Genomic DNA, 24,593 nt, shown 5'->3' with positions numbered 1-24,593 from the left:
ATTGCTCCTTCAGACCCTGGCGATATCAACCAGATTGGTGTGCTGTGGATTACCTTTCGACAAGGGCGTATTGCGCTGGGAGGTCAGCGTGTTGATCGATCCCCCATGGTCGACACCTCTTCTGTCCGGCTTGTACCAGGCACCTTCACCCAGCGCCATAACACCGGGAATGATTCGTGGAGTCACTTTGGCCAGAACACGGGTTTCGCCCCGATCATTCCAGATTTTCACTGAATCACCGTTCTTGATGCCCCGGGCTTTGGCATCCACAGGATTAATCCAGACACCGTCCATAACCGCTTCACGCAGTTCAGGAATATTGTGATAAGTCGAATGCACCCGTCCTTTGGTATGGAAACCCACCAGCTGCAGTGGATACTTGCTGGTCAGAGGGTCGAGATGACTCTCCCAGGTCGTCACGTACTGAGGCAGAGGCGTAATAACATCGCCTTCAGGCAACTCCCATTCAGCTGCAATTTTTTCCAGTTTGGTGGAATAAATTTCAATCTTGCCGGATGGAGTACCCAGAGCATGCCTGGCAGGATCTTTTCGGAAATCAGCCAGGGCCACTCTTTCATCTTCAGGAGCAGTAACCTTGAAAGGTCCCTGTTTTTGCAGATCTTTTAAAGTCGGTAGCTGTGGATCTTTCTTGCGAGCACCGGCGTAGAGATACTCAACCCACTCTTCATGGGTTCGGCCTTCGGTGTACTTGCCTTTGATACCAAAACGTTCCGCCAGACCAGTACAGATGTCGTATGCGCTGCGGCATTCATACATCGGCTTGATGGCAGGAACCAGAGGAACGACAGCGCCCATGGAGCCAGAAGCATAACCATCTGAACTCACTTCAGTATTTTCAAGTGTCGTTACATCAGGGAGTAACAGGTCTGCAAAGCGCGCACTCGGAGTCATATGGTTGTCGATCACCAGAGTGAACTCACACTGTGTGTCGTCTTCCAGAATCTTCCGGGTTTTGTTGATCTCGGAATGCTGGTTAATCAGCATGTTGCCGGCATAACTGATCAGGAATTTAATGGGCGCATTCAGCTTTTCCACACCCTGAATACCATCCGTCTTGTCGGTCATTTCATGGGCACGGGTAATCGCATCAGTCCATTTAAAGAATGGAATAGATGCCTTAACCGGATTGGGATCCATCGGGAGCGTAGGCACAGGGTAACCAAAGTTTGCAGGCATATCCCCGGTATGAGTACCCGGCAGTCCAATGTTGCCGGTCAGAATGGGCAGCATCACAATAGCACGGGCACTTTGCTCACCATTGGCCTGACGTTGAATACCGGTGCCCTGAACAATGTAAGCAGGTTTGGCTGTGCCCATCTCTCTGGCCAGCTGAATGATTTTATGGGCAGGAATGCCTGTGATACCTGCAGCCCAGTCAGGTGTTTTCTCTATGCCGTCGGGACCCTGACCCAGAATATGGGCTTTGTAGTGACCATTTTCAGGCGCACTGTCAGGCAGGGTTTTCTCGTCAAACCCCTGACAGAATTTATCCAGAAATGCCTGATCGACCAGGTTTTCCTTGATCAATACATGAGCAATGCCTTCTACCAAAGCCGCATCAGTACCTGGACGAATAGGAATCCATTCATCTTCCTTGCCCAGCATGGTATCGGTATAGCGAGGATCAATGATGATGGTCCGGACACCGCTCTTGCGAAGTGCATGGGTGTGTTCGTAAATTTCGCCACCACCACTCATCCGGGTTTCAGCTGGATTGTAACCAAACATCACCAGCAACCTGGCATTCTCAATTTCAGAAGTGTAACTACCAAATGCAGAAGGCTTGATGGAACCATAGGTAAACGGCAACGCAAACTGAATCTGTCCCCAGCTGTAGTTACCATAATAATTCAGGTAGCCACCCAGCATATTCATTAACCGCTTCATGGCATGCTGGCCATCGGTTCTGTAGCCCTGGGTGCCGGTTCCATAAGTGAAGAAAATCGACTCATTGCCGTAAGTGTCGATGGTGTATTTAAGCTGCTTGGCCAGAAGATCAAGAGCTTCGTCCCAGCTGATACGCTCAAAACGGCCTTCACCCCGTTTTCCCACACGCTTCATCGGGTATTTCAGGCGATCCGGGTTATAAACCCGATGCTTGATTGAGCGGCCCCGCAGACAGGCACGAATCTGATGTTGACCAAAGGTTTTGTCATCACCGGTGGTATCAGACTCTACACGGGTGATCATGCCATTCTGTGTATGCACCTGGAGTGCACAACGGCTGCCACAGTTCACCATGCAGGCCGACCAGGTGGTTTTGGTCACCGTATCAGCCGCTTTTTCCGGATTGATCCGGGCAATGGATTTCAGGGGCAACCCCGACCCCAATACAGCAGCAGCTCCGCCCACAGCAGAACCCCACTTCATAAAACTTCGCCGCTTGATGGGCGAAACAAGAGTGTTTTCTAGCCAGCTTTTCATTGATATTTCCCGCTATCCAGTGAAACCTGACGCTGCGGCTGTTGATGATGCCTTGGCTGAGGTTTGGCAACTCTCTGCGGAGTTTTATAAACTTCAATGGGCGTATAGTTATGATTCAGCCGGAAGCAGACACCCACCAATAAATGTGAATGAGCTATTCAGGTATACTTTTCAACCAATTTTACGGGGGATAAAAAAGGAAGGCGGTTGATACAAATCAAATAATTAACATATAAATTTTGATATTAACTAACTATTTTTTTGCAACTGGAAAATTTACTTATTTGCCCTTTTCAGGGTTCTATTTTACGAAGCTTGACGACTGTTTTCGTAAACTGATTTCTTTGTTCATAGAAAATTAGTCAGCGTTAATTTATCTCTGACTATACTGTCAGCATTTACCTGACAGGCTCCTCAATGAAGCTCCTTTCCTCAAGCCTATTTCTTGTTTGCCTTTCTGCATTAACCGCTGAAGTCAGTGCCAGTTCATCCTGTACAACAGCAGACTCTGCCTACCCACGAGGCAGTTATCTGAATGAACTCCAGCTCAGAAAAGCCAAGGGTCAAAAAGGACAGGAAATTAAAGTAGCTACTGAAGCAAGAGGCAAAGTCATTACATACGGCACTAGCAGTCTAGAAAACACATGCCATTTTGTGGAGAGAGGGTTTGATATTCAGCTGGCAGGCAACAAGCTGGTTTTCAAGCCGGGTCAGAGGATGATGGCCTCCCAGTACATAACCTCTCTCAAATTGGAGAACGCTGACAGTGAAGATGCTTGGTACCGGCCTTCAGCCTGGATACCTTTTTATAACTGGCAGTCGCCTGCTCTCAACCATGCCAGTGATATACCAGGTACCTGCGACTTTAAAAGGACGTATCTAACAAGAGACACTGGATTGATAGAAGCGGAATGCGAATCCATCAGCAAGAAAAAAATCAGAACCATCATGCCGACCTTTGAGGTCTGTGATGCTAACCAAGGGCTGCTTAACTTCAATGGCCAACTGGTTTGCCGAAGCACTTTTGCCTCACTGATTCAATACAGCTTTTATATTGGCAGACTACTGGGCAGTTACAATATCAACCATCTCCCAGCTGAACACTATGAATGTGCCAGTGCGGATGGCGACTACATTTATGTTGCCACTGCGGATCACTCTCGGCAAATAGACGGTTTACTCCCCATCTACTTCAGAACATCAGGTTTCTACCTCTGCAAAGGGAAGGATGACAAATGGAAAGATTCCGTCCCGAAAGACCACGAGTATGTAGGCTATGACACTCTTCATAAGCTGTTGATCACTCGTGTTCAAATTCCTGATGAAACGACAATGCACTATCAGGCTTTGTACGAACCCCAAAAATGCCTGGATGAAGGGCTGAAAATTGCTGGTGACAAAAACGGTTTGTATTGCATTCAGTGAGCCATATCAGTCAGCGCCTGAACATGATTATCGCCAACGCCAAAAGCCAGAATGCGACTGAGTTCTGTCAGGGATCGGCCACTGCTCTCACGTAGCTGATTAAAAAAGGACTGAATCGCTTTCTGACTTTTCTGGCTGGTTGCACTGCCATCAATAATCTTCATGGCCCGGAAGTAGCCTTCTACATCACGGGTCATGAGAAAAGTGTCTTTACCGATGGCTCTCAGAGCATAAGGCCCGGTGTTTCCACCCAGACGACTGCCTTGCTTTTTCAGATAAGCCCAGAGCCCGATAATATTGTCTTCGGGCCAGTTCGCAACAAACTCGGCAAAACTGCCTTCTCTCAGTTGTACGTCACGGATCATCAAGGCATTGTCGCGAATACTCCAGACCTTTTTGAGGTGTCGAATGATTTTGGGATCCGAGGCTTTGCGCTCAAGCATGTCATCAGGCATCATCAGCAGCTTCTCGATATCGAACCCCCAGAACAGCTCTTCAAAGTCCGGCCATTTCTGATCCACAACCCTCCAGACAAAACCGCTTTGAAACACCTTACGAGTCAGTTCTGCCAGATAACGATCATCCGCAATGGCCCGCAATTGATCGCTGGATAAAGGTTTGGCCAGTAGAGACTCCACAGCGGCCTCTCCACCCTTGCGCTCGCAAGCTCGCTCAAAAATAATGTCAAAGCTTTCAGGTTTCATGAGTGCGGTGCTTCCTCAGCAAAGATAATACCCCTGAACGCCCAGGGTCTGAATAGGACTGTCAGTGTAAACAGGACACAGCCTAAATTGAATATGGATATTGAACATGCCGGTTAAAGTGTGTATTAAATGAAGGCACCTACTTCATTTTATTGACCAAAAGGTCAATAAATTAAAAATGATTGTCCACAGTGAAATAAAAAAATGACCATCCAATCATTCCACCCTCCCAAAAGAACCCTGATGGGCCCTGGCCCTTCAGATGTCTACCCACGTATTACTGAAGCCCTGTCACGCCCAACCATCGGCCACCTCGACCCCGAGTTTGTCCGGATGATGGACGAAGTCAAAGAGCTGCTGCAATACGCTTTCAAAACCACCAACCCCCTGACTTTGCCGATATCCGCTCCGGGATCAGCCGGAATGGAAGCCTGCTTTGTTAACCTGGTAGAACCGGGCGACAAAGTGGTGGTCTGCGTCAATGGTGTTTTTGGCGGCAGGATGAAAGAAAACGTAGAAAGAGCGGGTGGTGAACCGGTTCTGGTTCAGGGTCAGTGGGGCCGAGCGGTAGATGTGGCAGAAGTAGAAAAAACGCTCAAGGCACACCCTGATACCAGTATTCTGGCCTTTGTCCATGCAGAAACCTCGACAGGCGCGCGTTCTGATGCAAAAGAACTCTGTCGCTTAGCTAAAGCCAACAACTGTCTGACCATTGTCGATGCGGTCACCTCCCTGGGTGGCTCCGAGCTGGAAGTGGATGCATGGGGCATTGATGCTATTTATTCCGGTACCCAGAAATGTCTTTCCTGTGTACCGGGCATTTCTCCTGTGAGCTTTAGTGAAAAGGCTGTGGATAAAATTGCCAATCGTAAGCATAAAGTTCAGAGCTGGTTCCTGGATATGAATCTGATCATGGGCTATTGGGGTAAAGGCACTAAGCGTGCCTATCACCATACTGCCCCCGTTAATGCCATGTATGCCTTCCATGAAGCACTGGTCATTCTTCAGGAAGAAGGCATCGAAAACGCATGGGCCAGACATAAACTGCATCACGATGCTCTGGCCACAGGGCTTGAAGCTATGGGACTGGAACTCGTTGTTCCTGAAGATGAGCGTCTGAGCCAGCTTAACGCCGTCAAGATTCCAGAAGGAGTAGACGACGCTCAGGTAAGAAGTGAACTGTTGTCAAAGTACAATCTGGAAATTGGTGCAGGCCTTGGCGATCTGGCTGGCAAGGTCTGGCGTATTGGCCTTATGGGCTGCAGCGCGAGCCAGACAAATGTTCTGAGTTGCCTGGGTGCCCTGCAGGCAGTACTGGGATCAGATAAAAACGGAGCGGCAGCCGCTCTGGCATTCTATCGCTCACAGAACTGACGGAATACGTCTCCCTCATTACCGTGAGGGAGACATAATTTTATAAAATCACACAAGGACATTGTTCAACATTAGGCATAGGTGGTTCATCCACATCCATTGAAAAATCGTCTTCATCAGAATCCGTGTCGGATACCATGAAACCGTCTACTACCCGGTATAAACGGTGGCCCATCAAATCCAGAGGCTCCCTGTTCAACTCATCCACCGGATGCCGGCCCCTGCCCCAGGTTTTTTTGTTGTTTCTGGCTTCCCTCGCTCCCTGATAGTAGCGTTGATACTCTTCCTGACTGATCCGGAACCCCATCAGCTCCTCAACCTCGTGCTTGCGGAAGATCTCACTCTCATCCAGGTTGTCCAACATCTGATCAACAGGCCCCAAAAGACTGGCTGCCATATACAAACCCAGGGTGTAGGGAATCACCCCACCATGCTGATCGTAGACTTCTTTGCGCTCCGAAAAATAGTCATCCATCACCTGAATGCGTCCAAGCTCACGATGATTGTCCAGCCAGTTCATCCATTTAATGCAGCTCTTTTTATCCGTACAGGCCATCATCCCTATGGGGTAAAAGTCTGCCGACTCCTGACGACGTATCTTCTGAATGGTTTTTATAAACCCTTTGGCACCAGAAGCACCTTCTCCATAGTCAGAAGGTTCACCGTCCGTAAAGATATAGGCAACCGTTTGCTGACGGTTTCTTCTTGCCGATTCAAAGCTGTCCCGAACCGCTTTGTTGAGAGGTGTTCCCCCCCAGGGCTGAAGACTGTCAATGATTGAGTTCAGAGCACATTCCTTATCGGCAATCGGCAAATGACCCGGGATACATTGAGGCTCATAAACATTCAGACACCTCACCGTAATCCCCTGAGTTGAAACAGCAGCCAGCAATGGCACCATCGATTTCAGCCGACATTTCAATTCTTCCATACGTGTCAGCTGGGTATACCCTCCCGGAGTTGCAGACAATCCGGTATCGCTCTCATTCATTGATCCACTGTTGTCTATTATCAGATCCAGGTGGTACTCCTGCAGTTTTGAGAACTTATTGGTGATACCGATAGGAATTTCCAGTTTACGGGTAGCTTCAATAACCGCCCCCTGGTTCGCCCCCAGATTCTGTAATCGTCCTATAGAAGGCGGCATTCTTTGCAGGAAATCACTTTGTTGTGCCAGCTCGGGATTCACAGCCATGACCTGTTGAAGGTCAACCGCTACGGGGATGCTTGGCTCATGCACTAATACCCCATTGCGTATCACAATGGTTTGCCGCTCCAATGCTTGCGGAGCAACATAACCCTGCCCCTGCACAACTGAATTGTAATCAGGAGGCGGCTCACTGATGCCGTCCTGAGGAGGTGGTGCACTTGGATCATTACTGCCATTCATCTGACCGGATTCACCTGAACCACCCTCTGCATCGGGTTTATTGCCAGGAAGAAAAACCATGCCGTCCAACTCCCCTTTCCAGACATGGTTGGTATCCGGCTTAAACTCGGTACTCAGATCATTACTGGCATGAGCTTCCAGTTTTTCCCGATCAAGATCAGTGGATTCATCCCTGGATTCAAATGGAGCTTTGACCTTGTCAGCCTGTTGCTGCTTCTCCTGAAATTTTCTGGCCTGTCGGGAAAGAGCAGCCTGCTGTTCTCTGAAATTATCTGAATCTTCCAACCAGTCTTCATTCCCGGAATCGTAGTTTTTGGACTTTCCCTCCACTTCAGATAAGGGTGAATTGTCCTCCCTCTCATACAAATCCAGATCAAACTCTTTGACGGGAACTTCCTCTTCCTTGAAAGCCTCCAGCCGCTCCCTGTCTTCTGAACGCTTTTGTTCCCATACTGGTTCTGAACTCCTGACCAGTATGGTCACCGACGGCGACTTTTCCTCCCGGGAATACTCTTCGACTTCCTGATCATCATCCGGCGGCAGGAGCACACTCCCCAGACCCACCTGCTCAGGAAACTCCGGCAATTTGAACAGTTGAACCGGATCTAAAGGCTGCCCCCGAACCAAAGGCATCCCCATCGATCCACCACTGCCAGGTAGCACAGGAAGATGTGAGAAAACCATTCCAAAACTCCAGCTATCCACCGGCACCAGAGCTACACAGACCAGACAGTATCTCAACCCTTGTTCCGACCATAAAAGCCGTAACCACAACAGGAAACCTTTCAGTCTCCTGCTCATCAAACGTTGGTATTCCAATAACCAACATCGGGAAAACAAACTTTTCAGCGTGATGCTTTTCATACTTTGACCCACCCAAAACGTTTATAAAGCAAGCTTCGAGTGCTGCAGCGCCGTGAATATAGAAAGGAATGACTATTCAACAAGGCAGAAGGATGATCGCATTCATCTATCATTCAGATTCAGCGACTCATAATCATTATTATTCATAATTCGTTCACATTGGTCTGAAGACTGCCTGATAAAGAAAATTAAGAAATAATATTTATGTTTAAGAGTAGAATTCAGACTTGTGCATCGAGCCTGAAAAATCATTCTGCTAATATCGTTGAAACAAATTCACTAGGGTATGAAGCATGTACAAGCTGCTGGCAATGGTCTTTCTGGCTTTGGTTGTCATTGTGGGTCTCTCACGAGATTTTGAAATGGCCGTTGGTCAGGATTATGCCTATATGAAAGCTGACTTCCCCCGATTTGCTAACAAAGTCTGGTTTGGCTTTGAAGTGGGTAAACGAGGTGGGCTTGAAGGTATGTACGATGACTTCAAAGAAAAAGTGAAGCAGTAATCATGCTTCAACATCCAGCTTCGTGTGTTTACTGACAGGCGCTTCCGTGCTGGCAGAACGCTTCCGGACAGCTCGCCCATTTTCCAAGGGAATGGATAGGGGCAAATGAGGTCGTTTGGCTGCCTTGCGCATTTTGAATTGCTTGAGCCTGAAAAAGAAATCCCTGACTTCTTCTCTCGACATGTTAAAGGTTCGAGCGGCTTCACCAATCCTCCTGGAAGATTCGTGGGGAGTATCATACTTAGGGGTCAACATCAGGTCGATAACCCTACCCTCTTTCAGAGTCATTGATTCACCTTTGCGCCGGTAAATTTGTCTTTCAAAATCAAGACAGTCTGCAGATTTCGAATACTTCGTCATCATCGTGCCGAATGTCAGCCCATTACTTTCCAGAAACGCCCTTAACCTTGAATAGGTCCAGGTCCTGTCTCTTCCCAATCCGGGACAAGCGATAGAAGGCATAGGGCCATGTTTGAAAAAACTGTCGCCATTATTCAGCTTGTGGACAATGTAAGACAGTGTATGCCCTTCCCTGAGATAGCTTTTGATCTGCTTTAAAATACCTCTGCGCCAGTTTTCACAGCCCGTTGTATACAATCCCAATTCATCCAGAGCGTTGACTGCCAAAGCTTCAGCAACTTTTTCAGGCGGCTCAAAATCCGAATAAAAAATCAGGCACCGTAGAAACTGGGCTATACACCCCTTGGCTCGATCTGCATCAAAGTCCGGAATCAATTGTCTGGCAAGATTCATAAACTCAGGCTGTCTTGAGAGTGCTGTATTAAGGTTACCCAAAATAGTTTCGGAACTTTTTCTCCAATCCATTCGGTCAAACATCCTTTGCAATCTTCTATTCAACAAAGCCTTTGCCGAGGGAGACTCGATACCTTCTTTAGTCATCACCTTGAGTAGAGCTTGCTCAGACCAGCCTGTAAAACCCGCCTCCTTAACTGATTTTGGCAGTTCTACTGCCAGAAGATTTTTTGATTGAGAGACAAGGGCAACGGTGCCCTGCCTGGACCTCAGGATCTCAGCCATGGACTTAACATCCAGTCCCTCCTCAAATCCCTGAGTAATGAAACTTTTCAGAGCGCGACGAAAGTGCCCTGTTTCTGGATGACAAACCTGTAAGGTATCCAAAGGCTTCCAGGCAAACGACTTTTTAGTGCTCTGACTTTCGGACAAAGCGACCTGCTCTTCCTTCATCAAATGCCTGACAAGAGCCGGTATATTGGATTTAGCCCTCCTGATCCCAGACTTTATTTCAGGTCGACGATCCCAAAGGTGACGATAGTCCTGACAGATAAGCGACACTGCACCATCAATCAGATCTTTGTCTTTTATGGACTGTGCAATCCGGCTGCCAACACTTCTTCGGCAGGCTTTGATATCCACTCCGATCGCTTTGAGAAGTGTTTTACCAGTCCCTCTCCAGTTCCTTTTATTCCAATATTTTCGATCGATACCTTCAATGGCTGGAATTCGATAAGGCTTCCCTCTGGAATCCCTGCTTTCTCCTTCAAAATCCCCAAAAAAACCGTGAGTGCTCATAGCCTCCAGACATTGTTCCACAGAGCGCCCCCTGCGCAGATACTTTTCAGCCTGGTTTCTCAGGGCAGATACATATTCATCGGTACAGCTTCGATAGCAGGCCAGCACATCAAAGTCGTTGGTTTTGTAGGTCTCGCCCAATGGCCCAACGGCTTCATAATCGGCAAACACTTTGGGTATGCAATGCAAGGCACAGGCGCTCCAGAAAACGGATCGGCTGATTTTATTGGGACAGATATCCGAGGGATTACACTCCATCTTTTTGAGATGCCACATCAACCCGCTCAACGACAGGTCGCGACTGTGATGCCAGAGCAATACCGCCAATGGAAGTAACCTTCTGGTCTGACTCTTCGCAAGACTGATATCCTTTTCACCCAGACCACCATTTTTCTGGAACTGCTCAACAAGAGTGACGGTAGCATCACCCGTCATCCAGTAACCATACTGACTGCAAAGCATAAACATATGGTCAGACAACGTCTTTTCAGTGAGAGGTACCACCCTCTGCAAGGAAGGATCAACGATGACTACCCCTTGCTTCTCCATAGCTTCGCAGAAAGTCTTGTTGGGTAGGGCCCCCTGTTGTATTGACACTTCACTGTCGTCAATCCCATCAACAGGGTTATCACCCGGTGCCATCAGCAAAAAATAGTGATTAGTGACCGTGTCTTCTCCTTTCTTGATCTGAAGATTCACCAGAGAAGCCTGAGAGCTCTGTTTATTACTCCTTAACCAGTGCGCCAGAAGAAAGAAACACCAATCATCACAACGAATAAATTTAAGACGTCTGGCACCCTCGGCTTTCATCATGACTTTCATCTGCTGATCAAAGTCCGTATTCCCAGGAAAATGCCCTTCCACCAGCTCTTTGAACTGCCATTGAATCATCTCGTTTCGAGCTGCTTCACAACGCTCCCTGAATGTTTCTGTCGTCTGATGAATATCAACAATGGGAAATTGTCTGGCCTTATCCAGCAACCTGGTCATCTCATCAACCAGTGCTTTCTGATCATCCGGCAGACTGGACGTCATGACCTGATAGTCTGATCTTTTCTCAACTTCCCGAAACTCTATCGAATCCACGTCCCAATACGGGACCGGTGAGAATATTTCAAAATCAGAAGGACAGGGTGACGGTGCCCGAAACTCATTTAAAATCCCTTTTTGGATGGAAACCACCATAGGCTCCAGGTTGACCTCATCTTCAGATTCATCCGTTTCAGGCTCAGATTCAGATGAATCCGATAAACGAGTCACTCTGACAAAAGATCTGGATTTTGTTTGAGACTCTTGAGGCGATGGGTAATTAGCAGAAAGGAATGATGTCTCTCTTTGAGATCGGGTCTGAGACGTTTCAGGTGACATATACAGACCAGAAACACGTGCCTGCTTGACCTCCAGGCCGAGAGACGCGCTTGTAGTCCCGGCTCGTGCGTGAGCCGTTCTTTTTCGTTGAGAATCCATCACCTGACGGGAAGCCTCTTTCCAATCAAAAGGGGCCTGGCTTGAGCCTGTTCCATGCATAACCGTAAAACCATTCCTTTGAACTTCAGATGTTTTTGACCATTATCTCGCCAGAAAGTGCCCGGAACTCTCTCAATTGATCTTGGTCAAACAATAATGATTCAGGGAAAGTAGCAATGAGAGGCCGGGATGGATTCGCAGCGGTTGTTCAGTCCAGATAATGTTCCAACATCTATCAGCAGTGGTGCCACTGCCAACCCTCCCTCGTCCAGCCGCCGTGGAAAGCCCCAGGCCTACATGCGGCAGCGTCCAGTCAGGCCTGCAGGGGGTGGAAAACAACCCAGACCTCACTTGTTGGAACAGACTAAAAAATCAAAATCCCGCTCTGTCTCATCCAGAGAAACACGCGGTAAAACGGGCCCAACCTCCTCCCTGCCGGTCTATCACGACTCCCTGAGACCCAGGATGAAAGCATTCTGGAAAACGTCATGGCAAGAATGGAGCTCTTCATTCCCCGACAGCTGGCACAGAGCCATGAAAACAGACAGGGATGGCAATATGCAGATTCCTCCTAGCTGGAAGTACTGGTTGCTGGCTCCCGATCGTTTTGTAAGACCTGAGAACATTCCTGAGCCCCCCCCACCTGAACTGATGTCTGTAAAATTATGGCCAGCCATCACTCACTTACTGTCAGCTCTACAAAAACTTGAGGTTAATCGCGAGGCGGTTACTGAAGAGAGTTTGAGGTCCATGATTCAGTCATTCCAGCACAATGATCGTCGGGAAAAGGTGGAAGTCATCCTGCAACTCTGTAAGACAGCCTTTTCAGACACCTCCCCGTTAACAGATCTGCAAAAGTACTTTTTGATGGCGCTCTGGGCTTATCGAACCACAGACTGTGAGATCCACACCAATCCATTTGCCTTCTTCAACTCTCTTGAACTAAAGGTAAATCCCATCAATAAAGACCTTCTGGGTGAACCAGTCACCACCAGCCAGCAAATTGAAGACCTGGGTAAAACCCTGTTTATACAATACTGGCGCCCTCTCAAATCGGCCTTGCTGAAATATCAACTCTCGCCATTGGAAGAGAGAATTTTTCAGAACAGTCGCTTTCACCGATCCATCTGGCTGTTTGCCCACACATTTTCTGCCATGTGGTCCAACCAGCAGGAATGCGATCTGGCTACTGAGTTCAATGTGGGTGAAGGCGATATGCTGCATTCAGAATATTTCGCCCATTATTTACACGCATTTTTGGGTGCCGAAAGCCAGCTGACATTGCGACAGCAGGATCAGCTGAGATTGTTGCTGGATACCGTCGTAGTGGAACGCAAATTGAAACTCACAGCTAACGGTGAACCTATTGACTGGAGAGAGTGGTTGGAGCGTTATGAACCCAGAGTAGATTGTATTCCAGGTAATGAATGGCCAGCGGATGATGCAACGGAAACGGATAGCCAGCCCACAACAAGCGACAATGGTCAATCAGAGGCCGAAGAGAGTGGTACGGATCAACCTCGTCCTGTTACCGGAGGAAAGCATGCTCCCGGAAAAACCATGGCCGGTAAAAGCATTCCCAGAAAAAGACTAAGAATGGATTTACCTGATACCCCCTCGCAGGAAGCCTCCGATCAGGAAACGACGCCTGTCAGGCCCAGAAACAGAGGGGAAAAAGAGATGCCGTCGACCTCTATGAGTGCCAAGGAGAGAGCTTATCAAGAACATGGCCGTTACTGGTCCAATTCAAGCAGTGACTCCGACGGTGCATGATCTGGCTCTGAATAGCTCAGAGCCAGATATTCACTCAATCAGGCCAGTTTGTTGACTGCCTCAGCTACACGACGACCATAGTCATCATCACAACGGGTAAAGTGTTCAAACATTCGCTGTTGCACAGACTCTGTCGCCTGACTCAACCCTCCGGCAATATTCTCAACCAGCTGGACTTTCTGATCTTCAGACATCATCCGGAACAGGTTTCCTGCCTGAGTGTAATTGTCTTCATTGGTTGTGTCGTAGGCTTTCAACCAGGCATTTTCTTCAATCGGCATGGGTGGCTCAGCAACATCAGGCTTGGGCACCGGAGCGCCTTCGCCGGCACGATCATTCGGATAGAAGTTAMCCTGACTGCCCTGCAGGTGAACGGTTACCGGGCAACCTGAAGCACCCGCCATGACGCCGTCACGCTGATAATGATGCACCGGACATTTCGGCTTGTTGACCGGAATCTGCTGATGATTGGCTCCGACACGGTATCTGTGAGCATCGGCATAAGCAAACAGTCTGCCCTGCAACACCTTGTCAGGAGATACACCGGTGCCTGGCACTACATTGCTGGGTGAGAAAGCCACCTGCTCGGTTTCAGCAAAGTAGTTTTCAACGTTCCGGTTCAACTCCAGCTGACCCATTTCCTGCAAAGGGAAATCAGAATGAGGCCATACCTTGGTCAGGTCGAAAGGGTTAATTTCATAATCTTTGGCCTGCTCCTCGGTCATAATCTGGATTTTTACGGTCCAGCTTGGGAAATCCCCTTTCTCAATGGACTCCACCAGATCTTTCTGCATCCCGTCAGCCGGCATAGATGCGGCTTCCTCATTGGTCAGGGTTTTAATGCCCTGATTGGTCTTGAAGTGCCATTTAATCCAGAAACGCTCACCCTTGTCGTTGTATAGGCTCAGCGTGTGGGAACCATAACCATTAATATGACGCAAAGACTGTGGAATACCCCGATCCGACATCACAATCGTCATCTGATGCATGGACTGAGGGTGATTGGCCCAGAATTCAAAATGGTGAGCCGGATTCCCCAGATTGGTTTTTGGATCTTTTTTCTGGGAATGAATAAAGTCAGGAAACTTGGCTGGATCACGGATAAAGAAGACCGGTGTATTGTTGCCGACAATATCGTAGTTACCTTCTTCGGTATAAAAGCGCAGGGCAAAACCACGAACATCCCTGACATAATCACCCGAATCCTGACCACCAGCTACGGTAGAAAATCTCAGGAAGACTTCCGTCTGTTTTCCCGCTCCCTGCAGAAAGTTTGCGATGGAGTAATCGGACAAATCCTTGTTCAGAGTGAAAGTACCGTAAGCTCCATAGCCTCGAGCATGCACGACACGCTCGGGAATTCGTTCTCTATTAAAGTGGGCCAGTTTCTCAAACAGTCTGAAGTTATCAAATGTCAGTGAACCACGCTCTCCTGCAGAAATGCTGGCATTGTCATCAGCTACAGGGGCACCGTTGCCGGTAGTCAGATAAGTCTTGTTACTCATTCCCAGTCTCCTTGGACGGATAATTGAATCAGTGGCTAACTCATGACTGACAGTTTAGAGATCCTGTCGATAGAGGCTAATGATTGCTCTCCATCACTCTTATTAGATTTTTCTATGGTTTAAATATTATTCAAATAAATCCGCCCTGAACAAAAGCAATATTTTCCCCATTGCCTTTATTTCATACACAAGCTGAATAAAATCAGAATCGGCCTTAATTAACGGATATCGACTGTAACCCTGCTTTTTAATTCAACGTGATGAGTTAAAAGTTGCCCGTTAATTGACTCAGATCAACTCCAAATCCACGGTAAATACCTATCCTTCCGCCCGCCTTGTCCACAGAATTCAACAACTCCAATCGTTTTATCACAGGGCAAAAAAACCTTTCGATCAGAGCACAAGCAACACCAGCCAGAGTTAATAAATAAAACATGTACAGCTGATCAAAGACCCTGTTTCTTCTTTCTGAGGTGAGTGGAAGCAGTATAAGAATCCAACATGGCCACACAGGCTGCAAGATAACAACAGGTACTCATTGCCATGATCGTATTTTTTGTCGCTATAACCCTGCTGATACTGGGTTATAAATTTTATAGCCCCTTTGTTGAAAAACAGGCGGGGATTGATCCCAGTGCTGAAACACCACAAAAGCGTTTTGACGAGGGCGTTGACTATGTGGCCATTCACCCCGTTAAGGCTTACCTGATCCAGTTCCTGAATGTTGCCGGTGTGGGTCCCATCTTTGGTCCAATTCTGGGTGCTCTTTATGGCCCTATTGCCCTGGTGTGGATTGTACTGGGTAACATTATTGGTGGCGCGGTGCATGACTACTTCTCTGGCGTCATGAGCATCAAGGAAGACGGCAAGTCCCTGCCGGAAATCGCCGGACAATATTACAATGTCTACTTCAAAGGCATCATGCTGATCTTTACCGCCATGCTGCTGTTCTTTGTAGGCGTGGTTTTCATTATGAGCCCGGCGGGTTTGCTCAGTAACCTGAGCTACTTTGAAGGCACTATTTTCGCCAACAATACCTTCTGGGTGCTGCTGATTCTTGGCTATTACTTCCTGGCCACCCTGCTGCCCATCGACAAGATCATTACCCGCCTGTACCCGTTCTTCGGCCTGCTGATGATCGTCATGACCACTCTGATTGCCATTGCACTGCTGATTGATGCGCCTCACCTGCCCGTAGCCAGTGATTTCTTCACTTACATCACACACAGCCATCTGGAACATCAAAGTGCGATTCTGACCCCCAACCCTGCCGGGCTGCCTGTATGGCCTCTGTTGTTTGTCACCATTACCTGCGGTGCCATCAGTGGTTTCCACTCTACTCAGGCTCCTATCATGGCTCGCTGCCTGACCAACGAGAAATACGTTCGCCCGGTTTACTACGGTGCAATGATGTCTGAAGGTCTGGTAGCTTGTGTCTGGGCTCTGGCAGGTATTGCCGCATTCCCGGGTGGTTACGCTGAATTGAAAGCCATTCTGGACATGGGTGGTCCGGGCATGGTGGTTAACGAAGTCGCTTCCAGCTATCTGGGTGTCTTGGGTGGCATCATGGCGATTATTGCTGTGGCGGTCTTCCCGATTACTTCTGGCGATACCGCCTTCCGTTCTCTGCGTCTGACCATTGTTGATGCCTTCAACATTCCCCAGAGCATGCGTAACCGTATTCTGTTGGCGACACCGATTCTGGGCATCGCTTACCTGATTACTTTTATAGATTTCTCACTGATCTGGAGATACTTCGCCTTCTCCAACATGCTGCTGTCCACCAGCGTACTCTGGCTGGCTACCAAGTATCTGTTTGATCGTGGTGCATTCCACTGGATTGTGAGTCTGCCTGCAGTCGCCGGAACCAGTGTAACTTTGTCTTATATTCTCACCGCCAGCATTGGTTTCGGACTGTCTCCAGAATGGACCAAACCGGTAGGCGTAGTGATTGCAATTGCGGTGCTGACAGCACTGATTATTGTGGATAGAAAAGCCAAAGGTAAGGTGTCTATGGCTTAAAAAGCCATGAGTGAAAGGTATCGGCACATCCGATACCTTTCACTATTCAGGAGGGATTACTTCTCGACAAAAGCTCTTTCAATCACAAAATGTCCCGGCTTCCCGCCACGGGCTTCCTCGAAACCACGCTCTTCAAGAATACGACACAGATCTTTCAACATCGCCGGACTGCCACAGAGCATAAAGCGATCATCTTCCAGATTAGGTTCAGGAAGATTCAGGTCAGAAAACAGCTTGCCACTCTCCATCAAATCCGTCAGACGTCCTTCATTGCGGAAAGGTTCGCGAGTCACCGTTGGGTAATACTTCAGCTGACTTTTAACCATCTCACCAAAGTATTCGTTCTCAGGCAGTTCATGCTCAATCCGGTCCTGATAGGCCAGCTCAGACACATAACGAACACCGTGAGTCAGAATCACGTTATCGAACTGCTCGTAGATTTCAAAATCCTTGATGATGCTCATGAAAGGAGCAAGGCCAGTACCGGTACTGAGCAGATAGAGATTCTTGCCGGGCAGAAGATTATCAGATACCAGAGTGCCCACCGGCTTGGTGCCTACCAGAATGTCATCGCCCACTTCCAGTTTCTGCAGATGCTGGGTTAGAGGACCGTCCTGCACCTTGATGGAGAAAAACTCCATTTCTTCTTCGTAGTTGGCGCTGGCAATACTGTAGGCTCTCAGCAAAGGCTTGTTCTCAACTTCCAGTCCGATCATGGTGAAATGACCGTTCTTGAATCTCAAGCCCTGGTTGCGTGTGGTGGTAAAACTGAAGAGGGTATCATTCCAGTGGTGTACGCTGGTTACTGTCTCCCGGATAAGATTGCTCACGGTAGGTATCACTCCTGATGGCCGATTTTTCTGCCCAACCCAATGCCTGTTAGAGGGATAAATAGGAAAAGGGTTCATATATTCATAATATTTTTTCTTCCAGATTATCCTAGTCAGGGGTACGATATTTGTGAAACAGATAATTCTTATAAGATTATTCGACTGAATCGATAAGCCAATGAAATTCACCCTCCGTCAGCTGGAGGTTTTTCTGGAGGCCGCCCGCCAGCAAAACCTTACCCGTGCAGCAAAAGCCCTGTCTATGTCACAGTCAGCTGCCAGCAGTGCCCTGAAAGAACTGGAACAACAGTTCAGTACTCAACTGTTTGACCGGATTGGCAAAAGGCTGCAGTTGAATGATCTTGGCCATCAGATACGCCCGGAAGCCGAAGCTCTATTGGAAAAAGCCCAGCAACTGGAGCAAAAGCTGTCCAGTAAAACACTGGTAGGGCAAATTAAAGTGGGGGCTACGCTGTCCATTGGCAACTATCTGGCGGTAAACATTGTCGCCAGAATGATGAGGGATAAACCGGACACTCATATTGATCTGGAAGTAGCCAATACAGCGGCCATCACCAGGAAAGTTCTGAACTTCGACCTGGATATCGGACTGATTGAAGGTGAACTGCATCACCACGACCTGAATGTCATTCCCTGGTGTGATGATGAGCTGGTGGTGTTTTGCGCTCCGGGACACCCTCTGGAGAACAAAATCCAGTTATCGGATCAGGATCTTCTGGACACAGGCTGGATTCTGCGTGAGGCAGGTTCAGGAACCCGACAGGCTTTTGATCGTGCCATGCATGGCATTCTGCCAAACATGAACGTTGTTATGGAATTACAACATACAGAGGCCATTAAACGGGCCGTCGAAGCAGGGCTGGGAATTGGCTGCCTGTCACGAATCACTCTTCAGGAAGCCTTTAAAAGAGGCAGTCTGACTCCTTTATTAATCCCCAATCGGGATTTGAGCCGGCAGTTTTACTTCATCATGCACCGGCAGAAATACGTCAGCCAGGGTATCAAGGAACTGATTCAGCTCTGTCGCAGTTGGACGGCCGGTTCTTCAGAACATCAGAGATCTGCGGGTTCACGTACAGCCTTTGTTGCAGAATCAGACAAAGCACTTTGTGATTCTGACGCCTGACCGGGAATCTCCGGCTCCGGAGCTCTCATGCCCCAGACAAAGAAAACCAGTGACAAAAAGCTCACCAGGAACATGGTAGTAGCGATAGGCACCAGAGTACCGTCGTGCATCAGGGACATCAGGATGCCAACAACTCCCCCCAGGCCAAAGTTCAACGTGCCTATAACGGCATTGGCAGTACCACTGCTGTGAGGAAAATACTTCAATGTACAACTGGTTGAGTTGGCAGCGATAAAACCAATTGAACTGATGGTCAGAGTAATCATCAGATAAACAAAAGGCAGTCCTGGATTAAAAAAGTGCAGAACGGCATTAAAAACGACCATAGACGTTAGCTGAATAGCAATACCTATGGGAATCAGCTGCACCGGTTCGTAACGATTCAGCAGCTTCATGTTCAAACGGTTGACCATCATGTAGATCAATACATTGGAACCAAACAGGATGGGGTACATATTGGTTGAAACGCCAAAGTACTCAATATAGGTAAAGGCTGAACCGGTCAGGAAAGTAAACAGACACCCCAGAGAGAAACCTGTACACAAAACAAAGCCCATAGCTTTGGGAGTACCCAAAACTTCAGCATATTTTTGCAAAATACCCCGGACTAAAGGCCCTTCCGCTTTCGGGTTTGGATTGGTCTCAGGCAGTTGAAAAACGACCATGAGTAACAACAGGAGTCCATAGACCGCCTGAATTCCAAATATGCTTTGCCATGAGAAAAAGTTCAGGGCAATGGCTCCAATACCGGGTGCCAGCATGGGGGCCATCAACATAATCATGGACACCATAGACAGCATTTTGGCGACATCCCTGCCACGGTATCGATCACGCACAGTGGCCGAAGAGATCACCGTTGTCGCGCCGCCTCCCAATGCCTGAATAAACCGAAGCACTAAAAGCTCATCGACACTTTGGGTCCAGACAATCAGCAAACTGGTGAGAGTAAAAATACTGAGTCCCACCAGCGCTACAGGCCTACGGCCAACTCTGTCAGAAACAGGGCCACCTACGACCTGACCCAGGGCAAAACCAACGAAGAACAGACTGATCGACATCTGAACGCTGGCCATAGAAACGTCATAGAAAACGGCCATACCAGGCAGCGCAGGCAAATAAGCATCGATAGCGAATGGGCCAATTGAAACCAGTGCAGCAAGCATCAGAGCAAGACGGGTAGACAGCTTATTATTAGGCGAAGATGGGCTTGCCTGCTCCATGGCCGGAATCCTTGAAAATTCTTAGTGTCATACGACTTTTTTATGGGATATTTAGTAAAAATGCGTCGTCCATTCGCAGCATCCTAACACTTTATTCCCTAGTCGGTAATCCAGACCGACTTTGAGTTTGTCAGCTAGTACAAGTATTGAAGGTGGGTTCTGAGCTGTTGAATGCCTGAAGCAACGGTTCTGGATAAAAAGTTATCAACCGTAAGGATGGAAGTGATGGCAGTCGTTCCATTATAAAGCCTGCAATCTTCTGGCAGCTGACTGCGATCAAAGATTACCCTGACCGGAAATCGCTGGGCCAGTCGAATCCAGTTACTGCTTCTCTCCACCTGAGCCAATCCGCTCGGACCAGTTTCATCGGTATCAACCCCTCTGGCGATGGTTGAAACAGTTCCTTTGATCACCAACCCCGGACAGGTATTCAAACTGATCAAAACGGGCTGGCCAGGAATGACCCTCGTCAAATTGTTCTCCTTAACATTGGTGTAAATCCACCAGTCACTGTCATCAATCAATGTCATGATTCTCTGTCCCGTCTCGGCATACTGTCCAGGGCGGACTTCAAGATTCGTAACAAACCCGGTTACCGGAGCATGAGTAAGAATGTGCTTTTGCTGATAACGCGCTTCCGCCAGGGAACGGGCGTTGAGGTACAAAGCCTTTCCGGCCTGAAGAAAGTCGTCACGGCTGACACTCTTAGACTGAAACAGGCGATTGAGTGATTGAAAGTGCTCATGAGCCACCTGATAGGCTTCCTGAGCCTGGGTCAGGCTGATATTCACCGGCTCCGGATCAATACCAAACAGAAGATCGCCTGCAGACACTTTCTGGTTATCCGTCACTTCAACACGGGTAATATTCCCCGCCACCAGGCTGGATACCGGTACGGTATAAGCCTGAAGCGTGGCAAAGTCAGTATTGGGGATATAGCGATTAGTCACCAGAACAAATCCGGCAACCCATAAAAACACACTCACAATCACAGTCGCATAACGTTGAGGAGTAGTCATAATTTCTGGTAATAGCGTTGCAGTGTCATCAGATTCTGGCAGGCATCCCGACAAGCCAGCAATGCGCAGACAGTATGGCTCAGACTGGCTGAAGAATGACTTTGCCGAACATCTGGTGCTTGCAGGTTGCGGAGTATTTTCACCAGATTGCGCCTCATTTCATGCAGAGCGATCATCTTTTCTCTGGCAGTCTGCGTTTGAAAGCACCCCGTCAGAATTTCAGAGAAATCCCTGCAGACACTTTGTCCAAGAGGTTTCATCCGGCTTTGTCCGGAAAGATCATGAAAGTGCTTTTCCATGGCACTGATATTACGGACCAACCGTGTGGCCACAACGGTCAAAGGTCTATATCTGGGCAACTGACGTGTAAATGTGGAAAGATGGTCAGACTGTGAAGCCAGCTGGTGTAAAAAGGCAATATCCTGATTGAAGTGGAGAACAGCCAGCCCAGTACTTTCTTTTTGCCCAAGCCTCAAAAGCAATCTTCTCTGAAGCTTATTTAATGCCTGACGATACTGACTGCCCGGACTGTCAGGAAAAAGCATCAAGATGATCATGGCGATGGCAAAGCCTTCAAAAAGACCGGCTATTCGCTCTGCCATCACCAGCAAGTCAATATCGGTTGTGGAGTTGCCATAGGAAAGCGTCAATGTCAGGGCTACACCAGCCTGTAAGGCACCGTAGCTGTATCGTTCACTGCCCAGGCTGAAATAGTTGGCAAAATAGATGCCCACAAAATAACAGCCAATTAACACCCAGACACTGGTGATATGGCTCAACAGCATAGCTACAAAAACCGCCACTGCAGCACCCGTCAATAACCCTGTCAGTCGTTGAGATATACGACTCAGTAACAAACCGGCATTAGGCTGAATAGCCATCACTGTGGCAGCAATCAGTGCCTGGAAACCACCCTGCCAATGCATCTGCAGAGAAATCTGGGCAGTGACGAGAATAATGACGGTTATTTTGATCGCTCTTCTCAAGCTATGAAGATCAGCAACCGGCTGCTCTGTCACAGGCATTTTTGTCAGGGAATCCCCGGTTTCAAACAAATACTGGCAATGTTGAAGAATGGCATAGCAACACCTCTGGGCTTTGGCCACAGGCACCAGATGACTTTTTAGCTGACTGGCACTGTACTGCTCCCAGAACTGATAGAAGTGGGATTGCATTTGTTGATACAGACTCGCCATACACTCAGCATCTTTCTGCCAATGATGGGAGACGGCATTGGATTGACGGAGCAATCTCTCTGCCGACTCGGAAAAAGCGTGTAAGTTCTGCCAATAGTCAGACGCAATGTCATTTTTGATCAGGGGCAATAGATGTCGTAATTCGCTTAACTCCTCTGAGAGGGGTTGAATAACCGAGCAAAGCTTACGACACCGGATCTGTTCTCCAGCATCCAGAAACCGTCCCCCCGCCTGAAACAACCTTTCCAGAAAAGGCAGAGCCGTAATCCGATGCCTGCTTCTCATTTTGTATAAGTCAGCCAGAAACCGATCCAGTTGCAAGCGCAAAGCCCAGGTAGCATTTTGGGGGTACATGAGAGAACTGACCAGCCAGAGAATCCCGCCCCCCATAGCAATCAGTAACATCCAGTGCATGCCAAAGGTGATGGTCCGGCTACTGTCCATAAAATTCATCTGATAGAGAATGGCCAGAGTCAGGGCCGCAAAAACAGAGGCATAATGCAGTCTGCCCAGGGTATAGGGCCAGATCAGCAAAAGAACACCCACAACAGTAAGACAGGTTTGCACCACCGGATCAGTGAATTGAATCAGCAGAAAGCCAAGAAGCGTCCCACAACTTGCACCACCGAATCGCTCCAGTGTCATGCGGGTCATATCATGGGGGAAAACAGCATTAATCACTGTGATCACCAACAGCGCCATAAAGCCATTCTCAATCTGGAAATTGAAAATAATAACCAGACAGATCGCTACAGCTACTGCTACCTTGATGGATTCTCTGGCTCGCCAGCCATCATATGGGATCAACAAATCTCCAACTTGGCTGCTGGAATGGCGGGTCATGGGCTTAACTGGCTCCCGGATGAGGCAGCCAGAGTATAGCTGCTCATAAGAACAAGTAGTTGTAGTAGCCTCACGGCAGGTTTAGTCTATTTTGCAGAACGATTCAGTGGGACAGGACTTTTTATGATTAAAAAAATCACCATTGTTGGTGGCACTCATGGCAACGAGTTTATTGGTCCTTATCTGATCAGGAAACTGGAGCAGGAGCAGAGTTTCAGCCATAGCACTATTCCAGTTGACTATTTACTGGCAAACCCAGAGGCCCACAAAACAACCAGGCGATTCATTGATGAAGACCTGAACCGTTCCTTTACTGATGACATTCTTAACGGAAATGATGATGCCCTATACGAGCACCGCCGGGCTCGGGAAATCAATCAGCTGCTTGGTCCAAAATCAAAAAATGATCGTTTTATTATTGACCTCCACAGTACCACCAGCAACATGGGAATGACTCTGATAGTCAGAGATCATGCAGCCTTTAACCTTCAGGCAGCCACTTATGTGCAGCAGCATATGCCGGATGTAAAAGTCATCCTGAGTGACCGCGATACTAACTTCAGTCGCACTCTGAACAGCCTTTCTGATTATGCAATGGCCATTGAGGTTGGGCCTCTTCCCAATGGGATTTTGCGCCACGACCAGTTTGCTGAAACTGAAGCGGTAATAAAACATCTGGTTGATTTTACCCTGATGCCACACGACGAGCAGAACGCCGTTTTACCTGAATCCGTTGAAGTCTATAAAGTTACAGACCGAATTCTTTACCCAAGAAACGACGGCGGACAGTTATCCGCTATGGTTCATAGCTCGTTACAGGATAAGGATTTTGAAGAGCTGAAGCCTGGCATGCCTCTGTTCCAGAATATGGATGGCACGGAGACAATGTATAAAGGTGAATCAGGCTACCCCATCTTTATCAATGAAGCCGCTTATTATCATGAAAATACAGCTCTGGTGATCACTCAAAAGGAGATCATCAAGCTGCAGCATTAAATCAGAGAATAACGAGCCACTTATTATTGCTTTTTTGTCTGTAAGCAAAACGAAAGCCCTGCATTTCATTGCCTAGGAGCCTGTCGGACTTAACCAGCAAAACAGGTAAAATCCTGATTCCAGTACCAGTAACACTCAAAGCACTATGAATAAGTGGAAGTTCAAACCGGTCGACCGAAACACTCCCGACCTTTTCCCTGCCAGCATCCAGGATTATCTTCCAGAAGGTCATATGGCTCGCTTTGTGGTGGATGTTGTTGACCAGCTCGACCTGTCTCCACTGATCAATTCTTATCGAGGCACAGGATCAAAAGGCTGG

General features: G+C 48.1%; 16 protein-coding genes. 7 read left to right on the top strand and 9 right to left on the bottom strand.

Going from position 1 to position 24,593, the window contains the following annotated elements; all coding sequences use genetic code 11:
• Nucleotides 1–9 precede the first annotated feature (9 nt).
• The gene (locus tag WG89_RS11775) at nt 10–2,445 is read right to left on the bottom strand and encodes a DMSO/selenate family reductase complex A subunit (protein WP_062266072.1); all 2,436 of its coding nucleotides are present in this window, start codon (nt 2,443–2,445) and stop codon (nt 10–12) included.
• Between the two features lie 417 nt (nt 2,446–2,862).
• On the opposite strand from WG89_RS11775, the gene WG89_RS11770 reads away from it, so the two are divergent.
• A complete protein-coding gene (locus WG89_RS11770) occupies nt 2,863–3,870 on the top strand; it encodes a hypothetical protein (protein WP_062266069.1) in 1,008 nt (335 codons plus the stop codon).
• Here the strand turns inward: WG89_RS11770 and WG89_RS11765 are convergent.
• Nucleotides 3,864–4,574 carry a DNA-3-methyladenine glycosylase I gene (locus WG89_RS11765; RefSeq protein ID WP_062266066.1) on the bottom strand — a complete coding sequence of 237 codons (711 nt, stop codon included), beginning with the start codon at nt 4,572–4,574 and terminating at the stop codon, nt 3,864–3,866. The genes WG89_RS11770 and WG89_RS11765 overlap by 7 nt on opposite strands.
• A 204-nt stretch (nt 4,575–4,778) precedes the next feature.
• Between WG89_RS11765 and WG89_RS11760 the strand changes: the two genes are divergently transcribed.
• Nucleotides 4,779–5,948 (top strand): pyridoxal-phosphate-dependent aminotransferase family protein, encoded by a 1,170-nt coding sequence (locus WG89_RS11760; RefSeq protein WP_062266063.1) that lies wholly within the window; start codon nt 4,779–4,781, stop codon nt 5,946–5,948.
• A gap of 40 nt (nt 5,949–5,988) precedes the next feature.
• Here WG89_RS11760 and WG89_RS11755 read toward each other — a convergent pair whose 3' ends face one another.
• Nucleotides 5,989–8,202 (bottom strand): vWA domain-containing protein, encoded by a 2,214-nt coding sequence (locus WG89_RS11755; RefSeq protein WP_172806796.1) that lies wholly within the window; start codon nt 8,200–8,202, stop codon nt 5,989–5,991.
• A gap of 293 nt (nt 8,203–8,495) precedes the next feature.
• Between WG89_RS11755 and WG89_RS11750 the strand changes: the two genes are divergently transcribed.
• Nucleotides 8,496–8,705, top strand: a complete 210-nt coding sequence (locus WG89_RS11750) for a hypothetical protein (protein WP_062266056.1) — start codon at nt 8,496–8,498, stop codon at nt 8,703–8,705.
• On the opposite strand, the gene WG89_RS11745 is transcribed toward WG89_RS11750, so the two are convergent.
• Nucleotides 8,706–11,783 (bottom strand): hypothetical protein, encoded by a 3,078-nt coding sequence (locus WG89_RS11745; RefSeq protein ID WP_062266053.1) that lies wholly within the window; start codon nt 11,781–11,783, stop codon nt 8,706–8,708.
• Nucleotides 11,784–11,912: 129 nt separating this feature from the next.
• On the opposite strand from WG89_RS11745, the gene WG89_RS11740 reads away from it, so the two are divergent.
• Nucleotides 11,913–13,496, top strand: coding sequence for a hypothetical protein (locus WG89_RS11740; RefSeq protein ID WP_062266050.1), 1,584 nt, complete (start codon nt 11,913–11,915; stop codon nt 13,494–13,496).
• A gap of 38 nt (nt 13,497–13,534) precedes the next feature.
• Here the strand turns inward: WG89_RS11740 and WG89_RS11735 are convergent, their stop codons facing one another.
• Nucleotides 13,535–15,001 carry a catalase gene (locus WG89_RS11735; protein ID WP_062266047.1) on the bottom strand — a complete coding sequence of 489 codons (1,467 nt, stop codon included), beginning with the start codon at nt 14,999–15,001 and terminating at the stop codon, nt 13,535–13,537.
• A 543-nt stretch (nt 15,002–15,544) separates the two neighbouring features.
• On the opposite strand from WG89_RS11735, the gene WG89_RS11730 reads away from it, so the two are divergent.
• Nucleotides 15,545–17,023: a carbon starvation CstA family protein gene (locus tag WG89_RS11730; protein WP_062266044.1), complete on the top strand. Its 1,479-nt coding sequence runs from the start codon at nt 15,545–15,547 to the stop codon at nt 17,021–17,023.
• Nucleotides 17,024–17,079: 56 nt separating this feature from the next.
• Here WG89_RS11730 and WG89_RS11725 read toward each other — a convergent pair whose 3' ends face one another.
• On the bottom strand, nt 17,080–17,853 hold the full coding sequence (locus WG89_RS11725; RefSeq protein ID WP_062266139.1) for a ferredoxin--NADP reductase: 774 nt from the start codon (nt 17,851–17,853) through the stop codon (nt 17,080–17,082).
• Between the two features lie 178 nt (nt 17,854–18,031).
• On the opposite strand from WG89_RS11725, the gene WG89_RS11720 reads away from it, so the two are divergent.
• Entirely contained in the window at nt 18,032–19,000 is a 969-nt protein-coding gene (locus tag WG89_RS11720) for a LysR family transcriptional regulator (protein WP_079253805.1), read from the top strand.
• On the opposite strand, the gene WG89_RS11715 is transcribed toward WG89_RS11720, so the two are convergent.
• The 3 genes from WG89_RS11715 to WG89_RS11705 all read right to left on the bottom strand — a co-directional run bounded on the left by WG89_RS11715 (nt 18,928) and on the right by WG89_RS11705 (nt 23,278).
• Entirely contained in the window at nt 18,928–20,220 is a 1,293-nt protein-coding gene (locus WG89_RS11715; RefSeq protein ID WP_062266041.1) for a multidrug effflux MFS transporter, read from the bottom strand. The two genes, WG89_RS11720 and WG89_RS11715, sit on opposite strands and share 73 nt — an antisense overlap.
• Before the next feature lie 134 nt (nt 20,221–20,354).
• Entirely contained in the window at nt 20,355–21,239 is an 885-nt protein-coding gene (locus tag WG89_RS11710; RefSeq protein ID WP_062266038.1) for an HlyD family secretion protein, read from the bottom strand.
• Nucleotides 21,236–23,278 (bottom strand): FUSC family protein, encoded by a 2,043-nt coding sequence (locus WG89_RS11705; RefSeq protein WP_062266036.1) that lies wholly within the window; start codon nt 23,276–23,278, stop codon nt 21,236–21,238. Before WG89_RS11705 ends, WG89_RS11710 begins: the two co-directional genes overlap by 4 nt.
• A gap of 123 nt (nt 23,279–23,401) precedes the next feature.
• Between WG89_RS11705 and WG89_RS11700 the strand changes: the two genes are divergently transcribed.
• Nucleotides 23,402–24,274 (top strand): aspartoacylase, encoded by an 873-nt coding sequence (locus WG89_RS11700; protein ID WP_062266032.1) that lies wholly within the window; start codon nt 23,402–23,404, stop codon nt 24,272–24,274.
• Nucleotides 24,275–24,593: the final 319 nt, after the last annotated feature.

It is taken from the genome of Endozoicomonas arenosclerae (genome assembly GCF_001562015.1).
GTDB lineage: Bacteria > Pseudomonadota > Gammaproteobacteria > Pseudomonadales > Endozoicomonadaceae > Endozoicomonas_A > Endozoicomonas_A arenosclerae.
Note: the sequence above shows the minus strand (reverse complement) of the source record. Positions and strands in the feature narration are given on the sequence as shown.